The 19,789-nt window shown below is 40.6% G+C and carries 15 protein-coding genes and 1 riboswitch; of the genes, 7 read left to right on the top strand and 8 right to left on the bottom strand.

The features are described from left to right. Nucleotides 1–84: 84 nt before the first annotated feature. Both putA and RF53_RS11350 read left to right on the top strand, forming a co-directional pair. A complete protein-coding gene (putA, locus tag RF53_RS11355) occupies nt 85–3,888 on the top strand; it encodes a bifunctional proline dehydrogenase/L-glutamate gamma-semialdehyde dehydrogenase PutA (RefSeq protein ID WP_006791523.1) in 3,804 nt (1,267 codons plus the stop codon). 118 nt (nt 3,889–4,006) lie between these two features. Then, a complete protein-coding gene (locus tag RF53_RS11350; protein WP_039037728.1) occupies nt 4,007–5,200 on the top strand; it encodes an HD-GYP domain-containing protein in 1,194 nt (397 codons plus the stop codon). Between the two features lie 46 nt (nt 5,201–5,246). Here the strand turns inward: RF53_RS11350 and RF53_RS11345 are convergent, their stop codons facing one another. The 6 genes from RF53_RS11345 to RF53_RS11320 all read right to left on the bottom strand — a co-directional run bounded on the left by RF53_RS11345 (nt 5,247) and on the right by RF53_RS11320 (nt 10,679). Next, nucleotides 5,247–6,269 (bottom strand): general secretion pathway protein GspB, encoded by a 1,023-nt coding sequence (locus tag RF53_RS11345; RefSeq protein ID WP_039037727.1) that lies wholly within the window; start codon nt 6,267–6,269, stop codon nt 5,247–5,249. A gap of 11 nt (nt 6,270–6,280) precedes the next feature. Further along, nucleotides 6,281–7,198 carry an ExeA family protein gene (locus tag RF53_RS11340; protein ID WP_039037726.1) on the bottom strand — a complete coding sequence of 306 codons (918 nt, stop codon included), beginning with the start codon at nt 7,196–7,198 and terminating at the stop codon, nt 6,281–6,283. A 173-nt stretch (nt 7,199–7,371) separates the two neighbouring features. Next, nucleotides 7,372–7,887 (bottom strand): Lcl C-terminal domain-containing protein, encoded by a 516-nt coding sequence (locus RF53_RS11335; RefSeq protein WP_006791527.1) that lies wholly within the window; start codon nt 7,885–7,887, stop codon nt 7,372–7,374. A 9-nt stretch (nt 7,888–7,896) separates the two neighbouring features. Further along, a complete protein-coding gene (locus RF53_RS11330; protein WP_039037725.1) occupies nt 7,897–9,549 on the bottom strand; it encodes an Lcl C-terminal domain-containing protein in 1,653 nt (550 codons plus the stop codon). Nucleotides 9,550–9,616: 67 nt separating this feature from the next. After that, a complete protein-coding gene (locus RF53_RS11325; protein ID WP_039037724.1) occupies nt 9,617–9,949 on the bottom strand; it encodes a hypothetical protein in 333 nt (110 codons plus the stop codon). Nucleotides 9,950–9,971: 22 nt separating this feature from the next. Continuing rightward, a complete protein-coding gene (locus tag RF53_RS11320; protein ID WP_039037723.1) occupies nt 9,972–10,679 on the bottom strand; it encodes a DUF2982 domain-containing protein in 708 nt (235 codons plus the stop codon). A gap of 247 nt (nt 10,680–10,926) precedes the next feature. On the opposite strand from RF53_RS11320, the gene RF53_RS11315 reads away from it, so the two are divergent. The 3 genes from RF53_RS11315 to msrA all read left to right on the top strand — a co-directional run bounded on the left by RF53_RS11315 (nt 10,927) and on the right by msrA (nt 15,700). Beyond that, on the top strand, nt 10,927–11,979 hold the full coding sequence (locus RF53_RS11315) for an efflux RND transporter periplasmic adaptor subunit (RefSeq protein WP_008129354.1): 1,053 nt from the start codon (nt 10,927–10,929) through the stop codon (nt 11,977–11,979). A 3-nt stretch (nt 11,980–11,982) separates the two neighbouring features. Further along, nucleotides 11,983–15,081 carry an efflux RND transporter permease subunit gene (locus RF53_RS11310; RefSeq protein WP_039037722.1) on the top strand — a complete coding sequence of 1,033 codons (3,099 nt, stop codon included), beginning with the start codon at nt 11,983–11,985 and terminating at the stop codon, nt 15,079–15,081. Between the two features lie 82 nt (nt 15,082–15,163). After that, the gene (gene msrA / locus RF53_RS11305) at nt 15,164–15,700 is read left to right on the top strand and encodes a peptide-methionine (S)-S-oxide reductase MsrA (RefSeq protein ID WP_010556971.1); all 537 of its coding nucleotides are present in this window, start codon (nt 15,164–15,166) and stop codon (nt 15,698–15,700) included. A gap of 44 nt (nt 15,701–15,744) precedes the next feature. On the opposite strand, the gene RF53_RS11300 is transcribed toward msrA, so the two are convergent. Both RF53_RS11300 and RF53_RS11290 read right to left on the bottom strand, forming a co-directional pair. After that, nucleotides 15,745–17,571 (bottom strand): TonB-dependent receptor domain-containing protein, encoded by a 1,827-nt coding sequence (locus tag RF53_RS11300; RefSeq protein WP_039037721.1) that lies wholly within the window; start codon nt 17,569–17,571, stop codon nt 15,745–15,747. Between the two features lie 33 nt (nt 17,572–17,604). Then, a riboswitch (cobalamin riboswitch) is annotated at nt 17,605–17,768 on the bottom strand. A gap of 133 nt (nt 17,769–17,901) precedes the next feature. Then, on the bottom strand, nt 17,902–18,384 hold the full coding sequence (locus tag RF53_RS11290) for a YajQ family cyclic di-GMP-binding protein (RefSeq protein ID WP_006791536.1): 483 nt from the start codon (nt 18,382–18,384) through the stop codon (nt 17,902–17,904). A gap of 152 nt (nt 18,385–18,536) precedes the next feature. Between RF53_RS11290 and RF53_RS11285 the strand changes: the two genes are divergently transcribed. Continuing rightward, nucleotides 18,537–18,887, top strand: coding sequence for a VanZ family protein (locus tag RF53_RS11285; RefSeq protein WP_006791537.1), 351 nt, complete (start codon nt 18,537–18,539; stop codon nt 18,885–18,887). Further along, the gene (locus RF53_RS11280) at nt 18,880–19,782 is read left to right on the top strand and encodes a ketopantoate reductase family protein (RefSeq protein ID WP_039037720.1); all 903 of its coding nucleotides are present in this window, start codon (nt 18,880–18,882) and stop codon (nt 19,780–19,782) included. Before RF53_RS11285 ends, RF53_RS11280 begins: the two co-directional genes overlap by 8 nt. Nucleotides 19,783–19,789 lie beyond the last annotated feature (7 nt).

Here is a 19,789-nt window from a genome sequence, read left to right as displayed (position 1 = left end):
TTATTTAGAATGCACTCTCAATATCACTGGTATTTTATTGGTAATTAAATTTACTTTAAATCTTAACACTGCTAAGGGTTGCTTATGTTATTCAACGGCGATTTAACAACTGACTGTCCTATAAGACAAAAAATCCGTGACTTTTACCGCATAGACGAAAATGCGGTTATCGATCATATTTTACCGCTTGCAGAAGTAGGCGTTAAAGCACGAAGCCGTGCCTGGGAAAGAGCCCGCCAAATTGTTTTAAACATTCGTAAAGAACAAGATGGTCAAGGCGGTGTAGATGCGCTACTGAATGAATTCTCGCTTTCAAGTGAAGAAGGCGTAGTGTTAATGTGTTTAGCCGAAGCGCTGCTTCGTGTACCAGACAAAGAGACCCAAGAAGCCCTTATTCGCGACAAGTTAGCAAAAGGTGATTGGAGCTCTCATTTAGGCAGTAGCGACTCTTTATTTGTAAATGCATCATCTTGGGGCTTATTAGTAACCGGTAAAATGGTTAACTACACAGATAAAACCAAAGACCAACAGTTTGGTATGCTTAAAAAGACAATTGGTCGTTTAGGTGAGCCTGTTATTCGTAAGTCTGTAAACTTTGCAATGAAAATTATGGGCAAGCAATTCGTTATGGGGCGTACCATAAACGAAGCAATTGAACGTGCTGCCGACACAGAGCAAAAAGGCTATGTATATTCTTACGATATGCTAGGCGAAGGTGCGCGCACAAGTAAAGATGCTAAACGCTACTTTGACAGCTATATGAATGCCATTCACTCAATTGGTAAAGCGGCAAATGGCCGTGGTCCTATTAAAAGCCCAGGTATTTCTGTAAAGCTTTCGGCTATTCATCCGCGTTATGAATTTACGCATAAAGACCGAGTAATGGCTGAAATTGTACCTAAGCTAAAAGAGCTTGCTCTGGCTGCAAAGCAGTACGACATTGGTTTTACCGTTGATGCAGAAGAAGCTGACCGTTTAGATATTTCATTGGATATTATCGAAGCCGTATTTAGCGATAAAGATTTAGATGGCTGGCAAGGGTTTGGCTTAGCTGTTCAAGCGTATCAAAAACGTGCGATTTTTGTTATTGAGTGGCTAACAGAGCTTGCTACGCGTGTAGGTCGTAAACTAATGGTGCGCTTAGTTAAAGGCGCATATTGGGATACTGAAATTAAAACTACACAACAAGATGGTTTAGATCACTACCCTGTATTTACCCGAAAAGCGACAACCGACGTATCTTATAAAGCATGTGCAATTAAAATGCTAGAAGCACGTGATGTGCTATACCCACAATTTGCAACACACAATGCATACACTGCAGCAACTATTCTAGAAGTGGCTAAAGGCGATAACACCGGATTTGAATTCCAACGTTTACACGGCATGGGTGAATCGTTATTTGACCAAATTGTAAATGCAGAGAAAATTCAGTGTCGTGTATACGCTCCCGTTGGCCAACACGAAGACCTACTGGCGTATCTTGTGCGTCGTTTACTTGAAAATGGTGCAAACTCATCGTTTGTAAATGCCATAGTTGACACCTCTAAACCGGTAGAAACACTGCTGCCAGATCCGGTAGAAACGCTGCAAGGACTTCGCAACAAATACAATACGCAAATTAAAATGCCAATTGATTTATACGGCGAAGAACGCGCCAACTCTAAAGGCATGGATTTAACCGATATAAACGTAATTACACCGTTCAAAGACAACCTAGACAACTGGTTTAACGAGCACCTAATAGATCAAAGCCAAGTCCCTGATGGATCACTTGCTGTTAAAAACCCAGCAAACCATAAAGAAATCATCGGCCATGTAAAACTACAAAGCGGCGATGAGATGAAAACACTACTTGCTAATGCAGAAGCAGCGTTTGAGTCATGGTCGCAAACACCGGTTAAAGACCGCGCTAATTTATTACGCCGCATTGCTGATATTTTAGAACGTCATCACGACGAGCTCGTTGCTATTTGTATCAAAGAAGCGGGTAAAGTAGCTCAAGATGGCATAGACGAAGTACGTGAAGCAGTCGACTTTTGTCGTTACTACGCTGCACGAGCCGAAGAACTCTCAGAAGATGAGCGCTTTGAAGCACGGGGTGTAATTCTGTGTATTAGTCCATGGAACTTCCCACTCGCTATATTTTTAGGCCAAGTGGCTGCTGCCATTGTGACGGGTAACACTGTTATTGCCAAACCGGCTGAACAAACAAGCTTAATTGCACTGCGTACAATTGAACTAATGCTATCTGTGGGTTTACCAGAGCACGTTGTGCAACCTGTTATCGCACGCGGTAGTGAAGTGGGTAAAACAATTGTTCCTGATGAGCGCATTCAAGCGGTTATGTTTACAGGTTCAACTGAAACCGGCACATTAATTTCTCAAACGCTTGCAGCACGAAACGACATACAAGTGCCATTAATCGCCGAAACAGGTGGTCAAAACTGTATGATTGTTGACTCTACAGCACTGCCTGAGCAAGTAGTTGATGATGTTATAAGTTCTGGTTTCCAAAGCGCTGGTCAGCGCTGTTCAGCTCTACGTGTATTGTTTATCCAAGAAGACGTTGCTGACGGCATCATTGAAATGATTAAAGGTGCTTTGGCTGAATTACATATTGGCGATCCATCATTGTTATCTACCGATGTAGGACCAGTAATAGACGAAAAAGCACTTAAAAACTTAACAAACCATGTTGAGTATTTAAAAGGCAATGCAACACTTCATTACGAATGTAAAATTCCGGACAACAGTGAAAATGGTGCGTACTTCTTTGCTCCTCGTTTGTACGAAATAAAAGACCTTTCTGTACTTAAGCGCGAAGTATTTGGTCCATGTGTTCATATTATTCGCTTTAAAGCGAATCAACTTGATGACGTAATTGATCAAATAAACAATACAGGTTACGGCTTAACAATGGGTGTGCATTCACGCATTGAAGAGCGTTGCGAGTATCTTGCTAAAATGTCTCGTGCGGGAAATGTATACGTAAACCGTAATATGATAGGCGCAATTGTTGGTGTGCAGCCATTTGGTGGCCGAGGCCTATCGGGCACGGGTCCTAAAGCCGGTGGCCCTAACTATCTACAACGTTTGGTGAAAGAAAAAGCATCGCCAGAAAACGTACAAATGACAAACCTAACGCCAGATGAGCTTGATTTACACCACTACAGTGGCGCAAATGCTCAAGTAGAAAAGCTAATGGCTAATTCAATGCGCGATGAAAAAATTTGGCGAGCAACCCCGCTAAATGATCGTGTATCTGCTGTTCGTCAGCTACTAGCCAAAATTGCTACGGTTGAAATTATTGATGACCTTGCTGACGATTTAGCTTTAACGCTAGCAGATGCGCGCGCACAGCTAAACCGCCTTGAAAAGCACATGCGTAAATTTACAACATTGCCTGGGCCAACGGGTGAGTCTAACACGCTTCACTTAGAAGCTCGCGGCTGTGTTGTTTGTTATGCGGATAAGAGTACCTCTTTTAACTTTTGGGCGTTATCTATTATCACTGCATTAGCTGCGGGTAATACGGTAATTACAGTTGCCTCTGAAATGTTCTATGAAGAAGCTGAAGCATTCAGAGAGAAGTTTATTGCCACAGGTGTTGCCGAAGGGGTATTTCAGGTAGCTAAACCTAATCAGTTACAAGCTATTTTGGGTCACCCTCATTTAGCAGGTGCAGTTGTTGCAGCGCGTTCGTCGCGTTTAGGTTACTTCAGCCAGCAACTTGCACAACGTAAGGGCGCTATATTACCTGTGATCAGTTCTGAGTATTACGACACATTAATCAAACGTCTTATCACTGAAAAAACAATTAGTGTAGATACAACGGCGTCAGGTGGTAATACATCCTTGATGACCTTAGTTGAAGATGATGATTAATTAAGCTAATACTAATTACTTATAATGTTTATTAAAGGCACCTTTTGGTGCCTTTTTTCTATTTAAAGTGCGTAAAGTTTGCTATTTTCAATATAGATTTATTAGTTAAGTAGTTAAATTGAAAAAGCTCCCTGTTTCTAAATTACTCCCTGGTATGTTTGTGCAAAGCGTCACAAAACAAACTGGCAGAGTAAAAATAAAAAGTCAAGGCTGGGTAAAAACCCAAGCGAGTATTGAGAAGCTTATTAAAGCGGGTATTTTAGAAGTCGAAATCGACCCAGATAAAACACTCACCAAAACAGTACCTGAAAAAGAACAAACCAAAACACCTGCCACAAAAATAAAGCGCGATCCTTGGCAAAAAACGCATAGTGCAGCTCAAGAAATGAATAAAGCTAAAAAGCTTTATGACGAAGCTAAAACGCTGCAAATAAAAGCATTTAAAGATATAAAGTCCGGCCTGAACATTGATATTGCTCCATTTAGAGAGCTTGCTAGCGGTTTTATGGATTCAGTTTTTAGAAACCAAGACGCCCTAGCCTGCCTCACGCAAATGCGCCAAAAAGATGCATACTTGCTTGAGCACTCCATTAATGTGTCTATTTTAATGGGTATTTTTGCAAAACACCTTAATATTGAAAAAGACATTATTGTAGAGCTCACCACCGGTGCGCTGCTGCATGATATTGGTAAAATAAAAACACCAGATGAAGTCCTCAATAAGCCTGGGCGCTTAACCGAAGCCGAATTTGAAATAATGAAGCAGCATGCGGTTTACTCTAAACAAATTTTAGAGGAGTCAGGTTTAACTGGTATTGCTGTAGATATTGCAGGCATGCATCATGAACGTATAGACGGAACTGGTTACCCTTTTGCTAAAAAAGGAAGTGAAATAAGCCAGTATGTCCGCATGGCTTCTATTGTAGATGTATACGACGCCCTCACAGCAGAGCGAGTTTATAAATCGGGCATGGAACCCATTAAGGCATTTAAAATATTAAAAGAAGGCTGCCCAAATAGCTTTGACGGCGAATTACTAACTAAGTTTATTCAGTGTATTGGAATTCACCCTGTGGGCACATTAGTGAAGCTTTCAAGCCAAAAAGTCGGGCTTGTGACAGAAAGTAATCCCGCGATGCCATTAAAGCCGATTGTTAAAACCTTTTATAGTGCAAAGCACAGCCGTTATACAGAAGTGCTCGATATTGATTTGTCAAACAAGCGAATTGAAGACTCACTCGAAACAACCGTAAAAGCCGGCGATTTCAACATTGATTTAGAGCGTTTTTACAAAAACTCCGTATTACCTTAAATAGTCAGTATAAGCTCAATGTTACTCATTGAGCTTATACTTTTTGTTACTCTGGCCAATCCTGCAAGGCTTTTAAACTAAACTCGTAACCGTCAAAATCTATTACGCTTTGCTCAGGTGTAATTTCTTTTACCATTAATGCACCAATGCTATCACCTTCGTGAAGCTCTCGCCCATTTAGCTTTATCCAGCGTTTATCTGCACTTGATGAATAAATATGTGCTTGATACTTTATGCTAGGTAGCATTGCTTGTAGGCCATCTGGTAACAATTCTATAGGCTCTACCCGAGATGACGATTTAGAGGCCTGAGTTACCTCATAATCTTGGTTTTTATCGACATCTTGCACTGCCTGCGCAAACGCATTTTTAAGTGTAGTTGGCACAGCATCAAGCTCAGGGTCACTTTTAGGTTCAGCTTGCGCTGCACCACTAATTGGCTTACCCAACACTTTATATTTACTCATATCAATACTTGTTGACGACGTACTTTGAGTTTGTTCAAAACCACCTTGGTTATAAGTTAACTGTGTATTTGAATTAGGTTGACCTTGGTTTGGCTGATTATAATTTTGCGTATTAACAAGCGAAGGTTGACTAAAAGTTTGTTGAATGCCACTGGCTGCACCTGTTGATGGCATTGGAATATACTGCCCAGTTGGCGTTAACAGCATTTGCTGAATACCCGTTGGTGTTTGCACGTGCACTAACTGCCCTTCAATAGTCGCTGTATTGCTTGGCGCTTTTTCAGGTTTAGGCTTTACATTCACCTCAGCTTGTTCAGTGGCAGGTAATGCTGCTGTCTGTAACTCAGTCGTTACTTGTTCATTACTTTGAGTGCTAACTACATTTGAGGGTCCAACAGAACCAGGTGATTGGACCCATTTACCAAAAGTAAATCCGGCCGCCACCGTTACAAAGGCAACCAAGCTGCCCCCCAAAACAAAGGCTATACGGCGGTAGCGAGCGAGTGCTTGTTGCTGTTTTAACTGCTCCGACTGTAAATCGTATTGCTCGGCGCTCATATCAGCTTGTTGAGATTGCTTTAACGCATCTAATAAATAAGACATAAATCACCTAACTATAAAATAAAGGAAAGCCCAATACCTGCGGCAAACAAAGCGCCGAAAGCAAAGCAATAAATTAAAATCGATGGCGACTGCTCAGGCTTATTCGTTGTTGCAACAAAGTCAGTAGGTAGTGATTCTTGCGCAGATTGTTTAACAATTTCAGCATCTACAACAAGTTGCTGCTTCGAAAAAGTACCCACTAAAGCTCGTTCACACACTAGGTTCATCAAGCGAGGTATACCGCCTGTCATTTTATGAACCATCTGCATTGCATCCATCGAAAACAATCCTTTATCGCACCCTGCAATATGCAAACGGTGCTTGATATACGCAACTGTTTGGCCTTGTGTTAAAGGTAATAAGTGATAACGCGCGGTGATCCGTTGAGCAAGCTGCCTTAACTCATTACGTTTTAGTAAATCTTGAAGTTCTGGCTGACCTACAAGCACGATTTGCAATAGCTTTTTGTGGTCGGTTTCTATATTAGTTAATAAACGAAGTTGCTCAAGCACATTGGGGGCTAGAAGCTGTGCCTCGTCAATAATTAAAATAGTATGGCCACCCGCCTTATTATTACTCTCTAAGTGTTTTTTTATTATATCGGTTAAACTTTTAAGCGTCGCATTTTGTGCGTCATAACTAATTTTCAATTCATCGCAAATACTGGCTAACAACTCAAGTTCTGACAGCGCAGGATTATGAATCATCGCTACTTGTGTATTTTCAGGTAATTGCTCTAGCATGCTGCGGGTGATTGTTGTTTTTCCGGTGCCTACTTCGCCCGTTAGTAATACAAAACCACCGTCTTCACCCAATCCATAGGTTAAATGTGCTAAGGCTTCTTTATGGCGCTCGCTTAAAAATAAATAATGAGGGTTAGGCGAAATCGAAAAAGGTTTTTCGTTCAGGCCAAAATAGCTTAAATACACCGCGATGTTCCTTCGTAATTAAATCACCGCCTATAATGGCAAAAAAACGCGCACAGTAACATCGTTGTAAGCGCTTTATTGTTGAAATAAAGTAAATTTATGTAAAAACAAAAAAGCGCAGCTACAGAAGTCACCTCCAATAACTGCGCTTTTTAATCAAACTTATTTGGTCTTTATTTTTCGTAGCGAACTAGGCGTAAATAAACATCACTGGTTTTAGGACGTAAACTATTTAGCCCACTGTCAAACTGATACACCCAGGCCGAACTCATACTACTTACACCCGATGTGCTAGACCAATAGTTTTGAGATTTGGTGCCTAAAAATACAACCTCATTTATACTTGGCTCTGTACAACTGTGCTCTAAAATACTGGCTAGCTCTTTAATATTAGGCACCTGCCAATCATCATAATTTGCAGTTGTATCGTTAGTCGCGCCTCGTAAAGCTTCTTGCCACGTCACTGCAGGCGTAGACCCTTCGCACAGTAGTGTTTCTGTATTATAGGTTTGAGAATAACTACAACGCTGCCACATTAGGCCAGTTTCAGTGTCAGATACTGTACCATCGGCATTAACGGTAAACCTATCGGTTGGGGTTGTTGTGTCAGCACCGCCATAACATGTTTGCGCAGCAACATTAAAACTAAAGCCAAAAACTATAAACGTATTTAATAATTTTAATTTCATAACACTCTCCTATCGGCTTCTGACTAAACGAACATATGCGTTGTTCTCTTTTGGATAGGCAAGGTCATTACCATTGCTCATATCAATAATATAAGCTTGCGATAAACTGGTGCCATCTGCTGCAGTTTGAGATGTCCAATAAGGTAAATTAACATTATCGATAGCACCCGCTTCTGGCATATTTGGAAAGAAAGCTAAGTCAATTAAAACGCTTTGCCCTTGTTTCCCATAATCAATTAACCCCAAAAGCTCTGTATACGTGGGTACTCGCCAATTTGTTCCCCCACAAAAATCGATAGCATTAACTTCATTTATATAGGTTTGTAGGCCACAGCTTGTGTCGTTAGGGCATGTTGTATTTGCTGAACTGTCTGCATCGGTTGTTGTGTCGCCAATGTCCCAATAATAGCTATTTTGTGCATCCCGTAATGTTGTGTTTGGTAAAGAACCAGACGACGGTGATTTAACTTCCCAAACAAGCCCTGTGACGTTGTCACGAATACAGCTAAAGTCTTCACTTGAGTCATCCACCTCGTCGGCAAACTGATTAAGCTTTGTATAATCAAACGCGAGATTACCTATGCCTGCTTTATCTATGCGGTTAGCAAAGCTATCTCGACCGAGCTCTGCGTCTTGCTCAGGAAAATCGTCACTGCCACAATTTATGCGCTGCGTATTGTTGTAACATTCTCCCATACCACTATCGTTTATCAGACCAAGCGCCTTTGGCGTTATATCAATAAACACAGTATCTGTATCGGTTCGTCCTTTCGAATCGGTAACGGTTACTTCAAAGCTAAGCGTGGTATTGGTGTCCACATCGGAGGCAAAAAAGCTAGATACACACTGTTGGCTATTGCTGAGTGTTTCGGCATTTCCGGTTAATTGTTGCCACTCACACTGGTATGTATCAGTAACTGTTTCACTATTGCTTGCATCTAATGTTACCTCGTCAAATTCTTCAACATTTTGATCATCCCCTGCATTTGCCGCAACTAATTCATTGGTTTTATTAAGGCTCATCGTGAACTGAGTACTGGCTTCGCCACCCTCATCGTCTGTAACCGTTAAACGCCAAAGCAATGTCGTGTTTGCTTCTAATAAAGGGTGAGTAAAGCTTAATGTTGAATCATCAAAACTGGAAATATCTAAGTCAGGGCCTGATATAAGTTCCCAAAAATAGCCATTCACCATCCCATTTTCATCCGGATCACTGGAATCAACGCCGCTCAGTATGATGGTATCTTGGTATACAGAAGGGAGTGTATCTGGTGCTGTTTGTGTTATTACAGCAATAGGGAGCTGGTTATTAGAACTAACCGAAATTAAAAGGTCGTCACTTACTGTGCTATTGCCAGTGCTTTGATAACTGACCCTTAGTACAATTTCACTGTCTGCTTTAACATCGGGTGCCGTGAGAGTTTGCTCTGCGCCTTCAAGTGGAAAGCCGTCTATACTTGGCCCGCTTACTTGCTGCCACGTAAATGTACCGTCAGCAGGTGAGCCTTGGGCGGTAATTGTAAAGTCAATTTTTTCGATTACTTGTATGTCCGGACCAGCATTCACAGAGGATTCAATATTTGTGGTACTGTCACCACCGCCGCCACCGCATGCTGTAATAAAAATGCAGGAAAAAAGAGGGATTAACGCTAACGCTTTCATTCGTAGCACCTTGTGTGTCAAATAATTACCATGAGGTAATCACAAGCAAAAAAGGTGCCACTAAAGCTTACATGTAGGCGTCTTGATGGATACGAACGAACAATTTAGTGCCAACTTTGCTGTAATCAACTTTATATTCACGACCATCTAACGACTGAATAAATACTAACTGTTTTTCTTCACCAAATACTTCAGCGCTGCTTATATATACCATTTCTAGGTAACGGTCTTTTGCGTCGCGTCTATTTTTTGGTAGCTCCTCTTTAAACGGCTCTAATCCGTTTTGAGTCACTTTAATTCGTGGCTGATTTTCAGCATTAACAATCACTAAATCAAGTTTTTTGTCTTTATGTATTATGGTATTACGACCACTTTTTAAAAAGGCTCTTTCTTGGCTCATTGTCTTTTCCTACAGTCGCAGTTTAATCTTTAAGCTGCGACGCTATAAACTGATGTGGCTCGCGCTTCCACTTATTTAAATTAGCGCTAAAAACCCAAATATCTGTATCTAGTACACTGGCAGGTAGTAATAAATCATACCCTGTTAGCAGCTTGAGGTGCTTAGTTCTGTTTGCAAACATTGCTATTAAACCATTATAGCTAATTCCGCGCGCAGATCGATGTTGTGTATCTTCTACTAACCATTCTGATGGGCAATTGCCATTTTTGCAATGATTTTGAACAACCTGCATAAAAAAATGTCGTTGTTCTATAAGTAATTTACCCGCAATTCTAGGAGTTATACTCATTAAAAACTCATCAATATCATTTAGCTTTAGCCCAACCGCGTTTAGCTCTAAATGCTCTGAGCCTTTTTCTACTTTTGGAACACCGCAAGAATGAAAGTTTTTATGAGATAAACACCAGCCCCCATATTTATGCCTATATTCAATAGCAGACTCGCTCAAAATTAAGCTGTAATAAGGTTCTTGGGTTTTTAAAAAACCCACAAAAATAGCCCCAATGCAGGCACTGACTAAAAAAATTTCAACAATGCTAATAGTGCCTGATCTTAGTAAATTAAATGCCATAATAAATACTAAGCCAATAGCGCCTACTATCAATATTTCAATGCCATTGCGTGCTCCTTTCGCACGGTAATTAATACGCTTTTTAGTATGTTTATCCATATTGATAAAAAACCATATAAAATATAAACATAATAATAGCCCATAAAATCACTTTCCTGGCTGTCATACAGGCCTTGCAAGATGTTTTAAAATTCATATATTTATCGCTTTAATTAAACAAAAACCGGTACACATATTTAATATTACTTATTTTTACGCTTAACGCACAAAATTATGAGACACATAACAGACTTTATCCGGTCTTATTTCGTACAATACTTATAATTAATTTTCAGGTATGAAAACGATGTACTCTAGACAATCAGGCAAAGCTCTTTTTCCATTCATTATTACACTACTTTTAATATTTAGTGTTTATTTATACTTACCCTCTAGCCATGGCGAACAAGCTAATTTTTCTAACATGTCTACACAGGTTTCTGCACATACAGTAACTTCGCAAGAAAACGCTGTAATGATAGAAGCAATTGGTAGCGCACGCGCAAATCAAGCTATTTATATCAAAAGCGCACAAAACGACTACGTTACCGACATATTTTTCAAAGATGGTGACTTAGTGAGTAAAGGTCAAAAACTTGTGCAACTGCAAAGCAGACAAGAAGAATTGGCCGTTGAAGAACTCAGTATCAATTTACAAGAAGAAAAGCGTCAGCTTAACCGCCTTACAGAACTTTCACGTACACAGTCTACAGCTAAATCGCTTTTAGAAGAGCAGTTATCTGTCGTAGACGCGACCAAGTCACAATTAGAAAGTGCTAAAACAACGCTAAGCGAAATGACCATTCGTGCACCTTTTTCTGGCTTATTAGGAAAACGCGAAATATCCATAGGCGCTTATGTTAATAATGCAACCATACTCACTACCCTTGATGATATTAGTATTATAAAAGTAGACTTTAAAGTTCCTGAAAAATATTTAGCGCAACTAGCCATTGGAATGAAAGTATTAACGCAAAATGACGCTTACCCTGGCCAAACATTTACAGGCAAAGTCACGCATATTAGTTCGCGTATTGACGCCGTTACACGCAGCATTGAAGTAACCGCTAGTTTTGCCAACAAATCTGGCTTATTACGTCCAGGCATGCTGCTAAATACCGCACTTGAGTTAAGTACAAGCCAAGCACTTATGGTGCCAGAAAAGGCCGTTATACCACTGCAAGATAAACACTACGTGTTTAAAATTACAGATGGCGTAGCAAACAAAATAGAAGTACACGTTGCAAGCAGAAATAACGGTTGGGTAGCTATTGATGAAGGCTTAACCGATGGCCAGCAAATTATTACTGAAGGGCTGATTAAAATTCGCTCGGGCAGTAAAGTTAGCGTTAAGGGGTAATACGTGAAAATTACCGACACTAGCGTTAAACGCCCCGTTTTTGCGATTGTAATTAACTTATTGCTACTAACCTTTGGTTTAGTGGCATTTAGCATGTTACCGCTTCGCGAATACCCTGACATTGAAACTCCGATTGTAAATATTAGCACCTCATATACCGGGGCATCAGCGGAGATAGTCGAAACTAAAATAACCCAAGTTATCGAAAACCGTATATCGGGTATTGAGGGTATTAAAAGTATTAATTCGTCGAGCCGTAATGGTCGCTCAAACATTACTATTGAATTCAATATTAGCCGCGATATAGATGCAGCATCTAACGATGTACGTGAACGTGTTGCACGTGCACTCGACAGCCTACCTGAGCAAGTTCGTCCGCCTGAGGTATCTAAATCAAACAGTGATGAAAGCCCTATTGCATGGTTTGTGCTTAATAGTGAAACCATGGACTCATTACAGCTTTCTGATTATGCACAGCGCTTTATTGTTGACCGCTTAGCCGTTGTGGATGGCGTATCTAATGTACGAATTGGCGGCGAGCGTCAATACGCTATGAAAATTTGGTTAAACCGCCAAGCAATGGCTGCGCGCGGCATAACTTCAAGCGACATAGAAAACACTCTGCGCACAGAAAATGTTGAGTTACCTGCTGGTGAAATTGAATCAATTGATCGCGACTTTACGGTACGTACGGCCCGAAGCTACAAAGATCAGCGCGACTTTAAAAATTTAGTTATTAAACGCGGTGAAGATGGCTATTTAGTTCGCCTTGGCGAAGTAGCCGATGTTCAACTAGAGGCCGCCGACGACGAAAGTTTGTTCCGTGGTAACGGCCGCAACATGATTGGCCTGGGTATTGTAAAACAAGCTAAAGCAAACACATTAACCGTGGTAGACAACGCACGAAGTGAGCTTGAAAAAATCAAACGAAACCTACCTGAAGGCACAACAATTCAAGACAGTTACGACTCGTCTGTATTCATTAAAGAATCGATTAGCGAAGTATATAGCACGCTTGCCATTTCAATGGGCTTAGTTGTTTTAGTGATATTTTTGTTTTTAGGCAACATTCGTGCAACGCTTATTCCCGCTGTTACCGTACCGGTAGCTTTGGTAGGTAGCTTTATGTTTTTGCTCGCTATGGGGTATTCAATCAACTTGCTAACACTACTTGCGTTAGTACTTGCCATTGGTTTAGTTGTTGATGACGCTATTGTAATGCTTGAAAATATTCATCGCCGCATAGAGCTTGGCGAACCACCTTTACTTGCAGCATATAGAGGCGCACGAGAAGTAGGCTTTGCAATTGTAGCAACTACACTTGTGCTTATTTCGGTGTTTGTTCCTTTAGTATTTATGGATGGCCGAATAGGCGCGTTATTCACCGAATTTGCAATGGCTGTAAGCGCAGCTGTTTTTTTCTCAAGTGTGACCGCGCTTACGCTTGCACCAGCATTGTGTTCAAAAGTTCTAAAAAGCGCCGACAAGCCTAATAAATTCAGCCAATGGATGGACCGCCAGTTTACTAAATTAGAGCGCAGTTACCGTAATTCACTTTCAACAAATATGACCAAAAAATGGGGCTTGTTAGTCAGCTTAGTTTTAGCGGGTTTTGTGAGTTATTCACTGTTACTGCAAGTGCCATCAGAGCTAACACCTAAAGAAGACCGCGGCACCTTTTTCATTATGATGAGTGGACCTGAGGGTGCTAGCTACGAAAATAATGCCGCCAATATGGCAAAAATTGAAGAACGCCTTATGCCTTACTCTGAGTCTGGCGAGCTAAGCCGTGTGCTTGTTCGTGTTCCTGGCTGGGGCGGTAGCGGCGGTGTTGCTATTGTTGGTATGGCTGATTGGGACAAACGCAAGCGCTCTACATGGGAGGTAATGGATGAAATTAGTGGCAAAATGCGCGAAGTCACCGATGTACGTGCGTTTGCTATTATGCGCCGAGGTATTGGCGGTGGCGGTTCATCTCGCCCTATTGAATTTGTTCTACAAGGTAATGATTATGCTCAGCTTGCCGATTGGCGTGACCGCATTATTAAACGTGCAGAACAAAACCCAGGCCTTGTTAGAATCGATCATGATTACAAAGAAACATTCCCACAGTTTTTAGTCAGCATTGATAAAAATAAAGCGGCCGATTTAGGGGTGTCTGTGTCTGATGTTGGTCGAACACTCGAAACCATGCTGGGTCAGCGTCGTGTGACAACCTTTATAGATAGAGGTGAAGAATACGATGTCATTTTGAAAGGTACAAAAGAAGACTTTAATAACCCGACCGATATTTCAAATATATACCTTAAATCACGCAGTGGTGAGCTTGTTCCACTAGACAGCCTAATTAGCTTAAAAGAAGAAGCAACGGCCTCACGCTTAAACCGTTACAACCGTATGCGCTCAATAACCTTAAGCGCAAACTTAGCCGATGGTTACACACTCGAACAAGCACTTAACTTTTTAAACAATGTTGCCGCAGAAGAAAATGATATTGACGGCGCAATAGACTACAAAGGTGAATCTCAGCTTTATTACGAAGGCGCATCAGCAATGACCTACGTATTTGTATTAGCGCTAACAGTTACCTTTTTGGTATTGGCAGCGCAATTTGAAAGCTTTATGCACCCATTTGTAATCATGCTAACAGTACCGCTTGGTTTAATGGGCGCGATGTTTGGTCTTTGGTCTACCGGACTTACGCTTAATATTTACAGCCAAATTGGTATTGTTATGCTCATAGGGTTAAGCGCTAAAAACGGGATACTCATTGTTGAATTTACCAACCAATTACGCGACAAAGGTGTAGAATTTAGCGAAGCAATATTACAAGCGGCTACACAACGTTTACGCCCAATAATAATGACATCGCTAACAACGGTTATGAGCTCAGTGCCATTGGTATTAGCATCAGGCCCTGGCGCTGAAAGCCGTATGGTAATTGGTGTTGTGGTATTTACCGGGGTTATTGTTTCAACGCTACTTACTTTATTTGTTGTGCCAGCAGCGTATTATACGCTTGCTCGTAACACACAATCGCCTGAATATTTACAACAAAAACTTAATAAACAAGCAGCCGAAAAACCGCTTGAAGAGATCTAAGCAAGCTAACGCGTCGTAACCTTGTTGTTATGGCGCTAAGCTTTATGCTTTGCGTGACCTTTGTCAAATATTAGGAATAATTATGAGTTCAACAACGCAAGTAGCAACCTTTGGTGGTGGCTGTTTTTGGTGTATTGACGCAGCATTTAGGCGTGTAAATGGCGTGTCTGATGTAAGCTCGGGTTATACCGGTGGCAATACTGACAATCCAACATACAAATCAGTATGCAGTGGTACAACGGGCCATGCCGAAGTAGTAAAAGTTGAATTTGATAGCACTATTGTAAGCTTTGAAACCTTGCTCGCTATGTTTTTTACTTTGCACGATGCCACGCAGTTAAATCGCCAAGGTAACGATATTGGCACACAATACCGAAGTGTTGTTTATTATCATAATGACGAACAACTTGCGCTTACTAACACTATGATTGAACAGCTACAAACCCATGTTAGTGAGCCTATTGTTACCGAAGTCAGCCCGGTGACAACTTACTACCCTGCTGAGCACTATCATCAAGATTACTACAACGAAAACCCACAACAGGGTTATTGCAGTATGTTAATCGCACCAAAATTACATAAGTTTGAAACCGTATTTAAAGAGTTTTTAGCTGAGTAAAAACAAAAAAAGCCCGGTAAAACCGGGCTTTTTATTTAGATTATTTAAAACTGGTAATCTATGCCAGCAAAAAAGCGGCGCTCTGGCGTGTTGTAGTAATACACCTGCCCTGTTGTAAAATCAGCGTTAGAATCGACTGCGTTGTATTCCTTATCGAATACGTTTTCTATACGAAGCGACACCGTAATTTCATCATTTACTTGGTAATTGCCTGCTAAATTCCAAAGCGTATACGAACCCAATTGCGAAACCGCCCCTGCTCGCTCACCGCGATATTGCATTGCTATGCTTGTATCAAATGCACCAAACTGTTTTGCAAGCTCCCAATTAAAGGTTCGTTTGGCAACGTTTCTAAGCGCTTCGCCTGTTTCTTTATCTTCGGCACTTAGGTAAGCAAAATTCACATTACTATCAAAACCCAAAATTTGATTGGCTAAACTAAATTCAACACCTTCATATTGGGCCTCATTAATATTGGTGAGTGCAAAATTAGCGTCATAATCAATTTTATCCTCAATTTCATTTCTAAAAATAGCGACATCGACACGCACAGTATCAAAGTCGACGTTTAAGCCAAGCTCACGATTCACTGACGTTTCAGGTTGAAGATTGGCATTGCCGTAAAGAGGAAAGTACAAATCATTAAATGTTGGCGCTTTAAAGCCCGTGCTTTGGCTTATTCTGAAAGTTGCGTCTTCAGATAAGTGATAGCCAGCTGCCGCTGTGTACGTTGTTTCATTACCAAATTGCTCATCGTCATCTTGACGAACAGTTAAATTGGCAAGCAACTCATCCGCATCGTAATATGCGCCAACAAATACAGCTAATACATCGCGCTCTTGCACTTCAAACGTGGTTGAGCTTTGTGATACGTCATCATTGTACCAATTAATACCACCACTAATGTTTAACGTGTCGTTTAAGCGGTATTGGCCGTTGTAGTCAATTTGTGAGCGCTTAGTAACAAACGTACTTGTTGTTGGCCCTTGAGAAAAATCAACATAACGATTGTCTGAGTCATCCGTTGCAAATGCTATATCAAGGCTGTGAGTTTGGTTTTTATAGTCTTTATTCCAACCAGCCGAAAGTTGGTAATTTTTAAAATCCCCTCGCTCAATCGTGCTATCGGCAGGACTAAAGCGGCTGTCGTAATCAGCAAAGCCTTCGCTGTATTGCCCTAGTAACTTAAAGTTACCGGAATGTGTGTCGGTATAGTTTACTTTAAAGCCAAGGTTTTTGTTTTCAAAACCGTCTTCATCGGGTGCTGCACCTTGAAGTACATCAAAGTTGTCCGTCTTTTCAAATCCTGCATTAAAAGCCGTTGTTACATCGCCTGCTTTTACAGAGCCAGCAATCTGGTAGTCTTGGTACGCGTCAGATCCAAACGTAGCACTGACCGAAAGGTTATCTGACTCCCGAGTAATAATATTAATAACACCTGCTAACGCATCAGAGCCATAAATAGCTGCACGTGAACCTTTAATTATTTCTATGCGTTCAATACTATTTAATGGCACATTACTTAATGCTTTTTGACCAAGCGTTGCCGAACCGGTGCGTACACCGTCTATTAAAATGAGCGTATCACCTGACCCTGTACCGCGCAATGAAACACCTGCATTTTGACCAAAACCGCCGTTAGGGTTAACCTGAAACCCAACTTGAGTGGTTAATAGCGTTGGTAAGTCGCGAACATTACTGGTTTCAATGTCATTACGAGTTATAACATTTACACTCGCTAATACATTAGTAATTGATTGTTCAAACTTATTAGCGGTTACCGTAATGGTTTCGATTGATTGCTCTGCAGCAGATACAGATAGTGACAGCACAGCAGTAATTGCAACGCCAAGAGTTGTTTTTTTTAACATGAAGTTCCCCTTCTTTGCCCACCGCAAAGAACTAAGTAAGATTACATCAAGGCCGGTCTCCGGACTCAGTAAGTACATAGCTTTATGCATTACTTTACCGTTGCGGGGGCAGTGTTGGGATTGTAGTCATCATGAAAACGCACCAACTTCCCGATTATCTCATTAAAAAAATCAAACCATTGAAAAGATTAATAAGCACCTTGAAAATAGGCCGCTATTGTGAGGAGTTTAATAAAAAATGTCAACGGACGTCTATACAGCTAAAAAGCGAATCAATTAAAAAAAACTATGTAGCGTTTATAAAAAAAGCCCCCAAAAAGGCTTTTATAATTAATCGCGGAAGTTTTTAAACTGAAAAGGCTGACCTAAATCGGCAGTACGCACCACTTGCATAGCAGCTTGTAAGTCATCACGCTTTTTACCCGTTACGCGTACTTCCTCGCCTTGAATAGCCGCTTGCACTTTTACTTTAGAATCTTTAATGGCTTTTACTACTTTTTTAGCCACATCTTTTTCAATACCTTGCTTTAGCGCAACGTTACGAAAAACATTTTTACCTGCACGGCTAATATCTTGCAACTCTAAGCTCGCTACATCCATACCACGCTTAGAAACTTTACCCGCTAAAATATCAAACAATTGCATAACCTGTGAATCAGCTTCAGCTTTTAGCTTAATTGTTTTGTCGTTTAGCTCAATAGATGCATCAACACCTCTAAAGTCAAAGCGAGTCTCAAGTTCACGGTTTGCATTATCTACCGCATTTTGTGCTTCGTTCATTTCTACTTCAGATACAATATCAAATGAAGGCATTGGTTTTCTCCTAACTATTCAATCTTAATTTTATGGCGCAATTATAACGCTAAAATTATAAATCTTTACATTTTTCTGCATCTTGTTCAGGTGCGATACTAATTTAGTTTGATATACTTAAGCTTCTTTTTTAAGCGACTCTAGGATTTTACGTGACAAGGCGTGTTTACCAAGCTGTTTTTTTACTCAGCATCGTAGCGTTTACTTTTTTATTTGCCAAAGAAATAAAAGGCGCAGCTAACCTATTTCCACACATTGATAAAGTAGCCCATTTTGGGATTTTTTTTGTGCTTGCCATTATTATGGATAAAGCGTTTAAGCTTCCTTTATACGCACAAATTTTGTTATTGGCCGGTTACGGCGCATCAATTGAAATAATGCAAGACGCGCTCCCTTACAGGCAGGCCTCTATTGGCGATTTTATAGCTGATTTTGCTGGTGCTGCTAGTTACTTTTTACTAAGAGTTATTTTTACACCTCGAAAAAAGAATCCCTATGACTAATATTTTAATTGTAGGCGATGGCGCTATTGGCTTGTTACTAAGCCACTTTTTAAGTCACAAAAATAATGTTCATGTTTTAACACGCAAACCAACCTGCAATACGCGTTTTTATAGCCGTAAAAATGCCCCGTCACATAACATTAATGCACGCTTTATTAATTTAAGCGATCTGGCGCAACAACCTAGTTATGATGTTGTTATTTTTACAGTTAAAGCTTTTCAGGTCCAAGATGCGTTTTCACAAATAAAACCTTATCTTGCTGCAAATTCAACATTAGTCGTTTCTCATAATGGAATGGGAAATATTGAAGAGCTTATTCCTCAGCTGAACACTCAGCAAGCACTATACTTTTTAACCACCAGCATGGCCGGATTTAAGTCTACCCAGTACATTGTGCAACATACCGGTGAAGGGCAAAGCGTGATTGGTGGCTGTAATAAACTTGCAGCTAAAAATCCACAATTTATATCACCACTACTTCAAGCAATTCCTAATTTAAAAATGGTCAATAACATTGAGCAACTTCGCTTTGAAAAGCTGTTGGTTAATGTGGCTATTAACCCACTAACTGCACTTCACAATATAAAAAACGGCCAATTGCGTGCCCCTGCATTTAGCGCAACGATAATGAGTTTACTCTATGAGGGCTGCAGGGTTGCTAACGCAAAAGGGTTGAATATTGCTTTAGCTGATGCGTTAAATAACGCTTACACCGTAATGTCGCTTACCGCTGAAAATTATTCTTCAATGCAGCAAGATATTGCTAATAACAGGCCAACAGAAATAATGGCTATTTGTGGGTATATTAGCGAGCAAGGCAAACGTTACAAAATCAAAACCCCAACTAATAATGAGTTACTTGCTAAAATTCAGGCAAAAAAAAGCGTGGTTTAAACCACGC

This window comes from Pseudoalteromonas sp. ECSMB14103 (assembly GCF_000813065.1).
Taxonomy (GTDB): domain Bacteria; phylum Pseudomonadota; class Gammaproteobacteria; order Enterobacterales; family Alteromonadaceae; genus Pseudoalteromonas; species Pseudoalteromonas marina.
The sequence above is the reverse complement of the archived record's forward strand: the minus strand, read 5'-3'. Positions and strand labels throughout refer to the sequence as shown.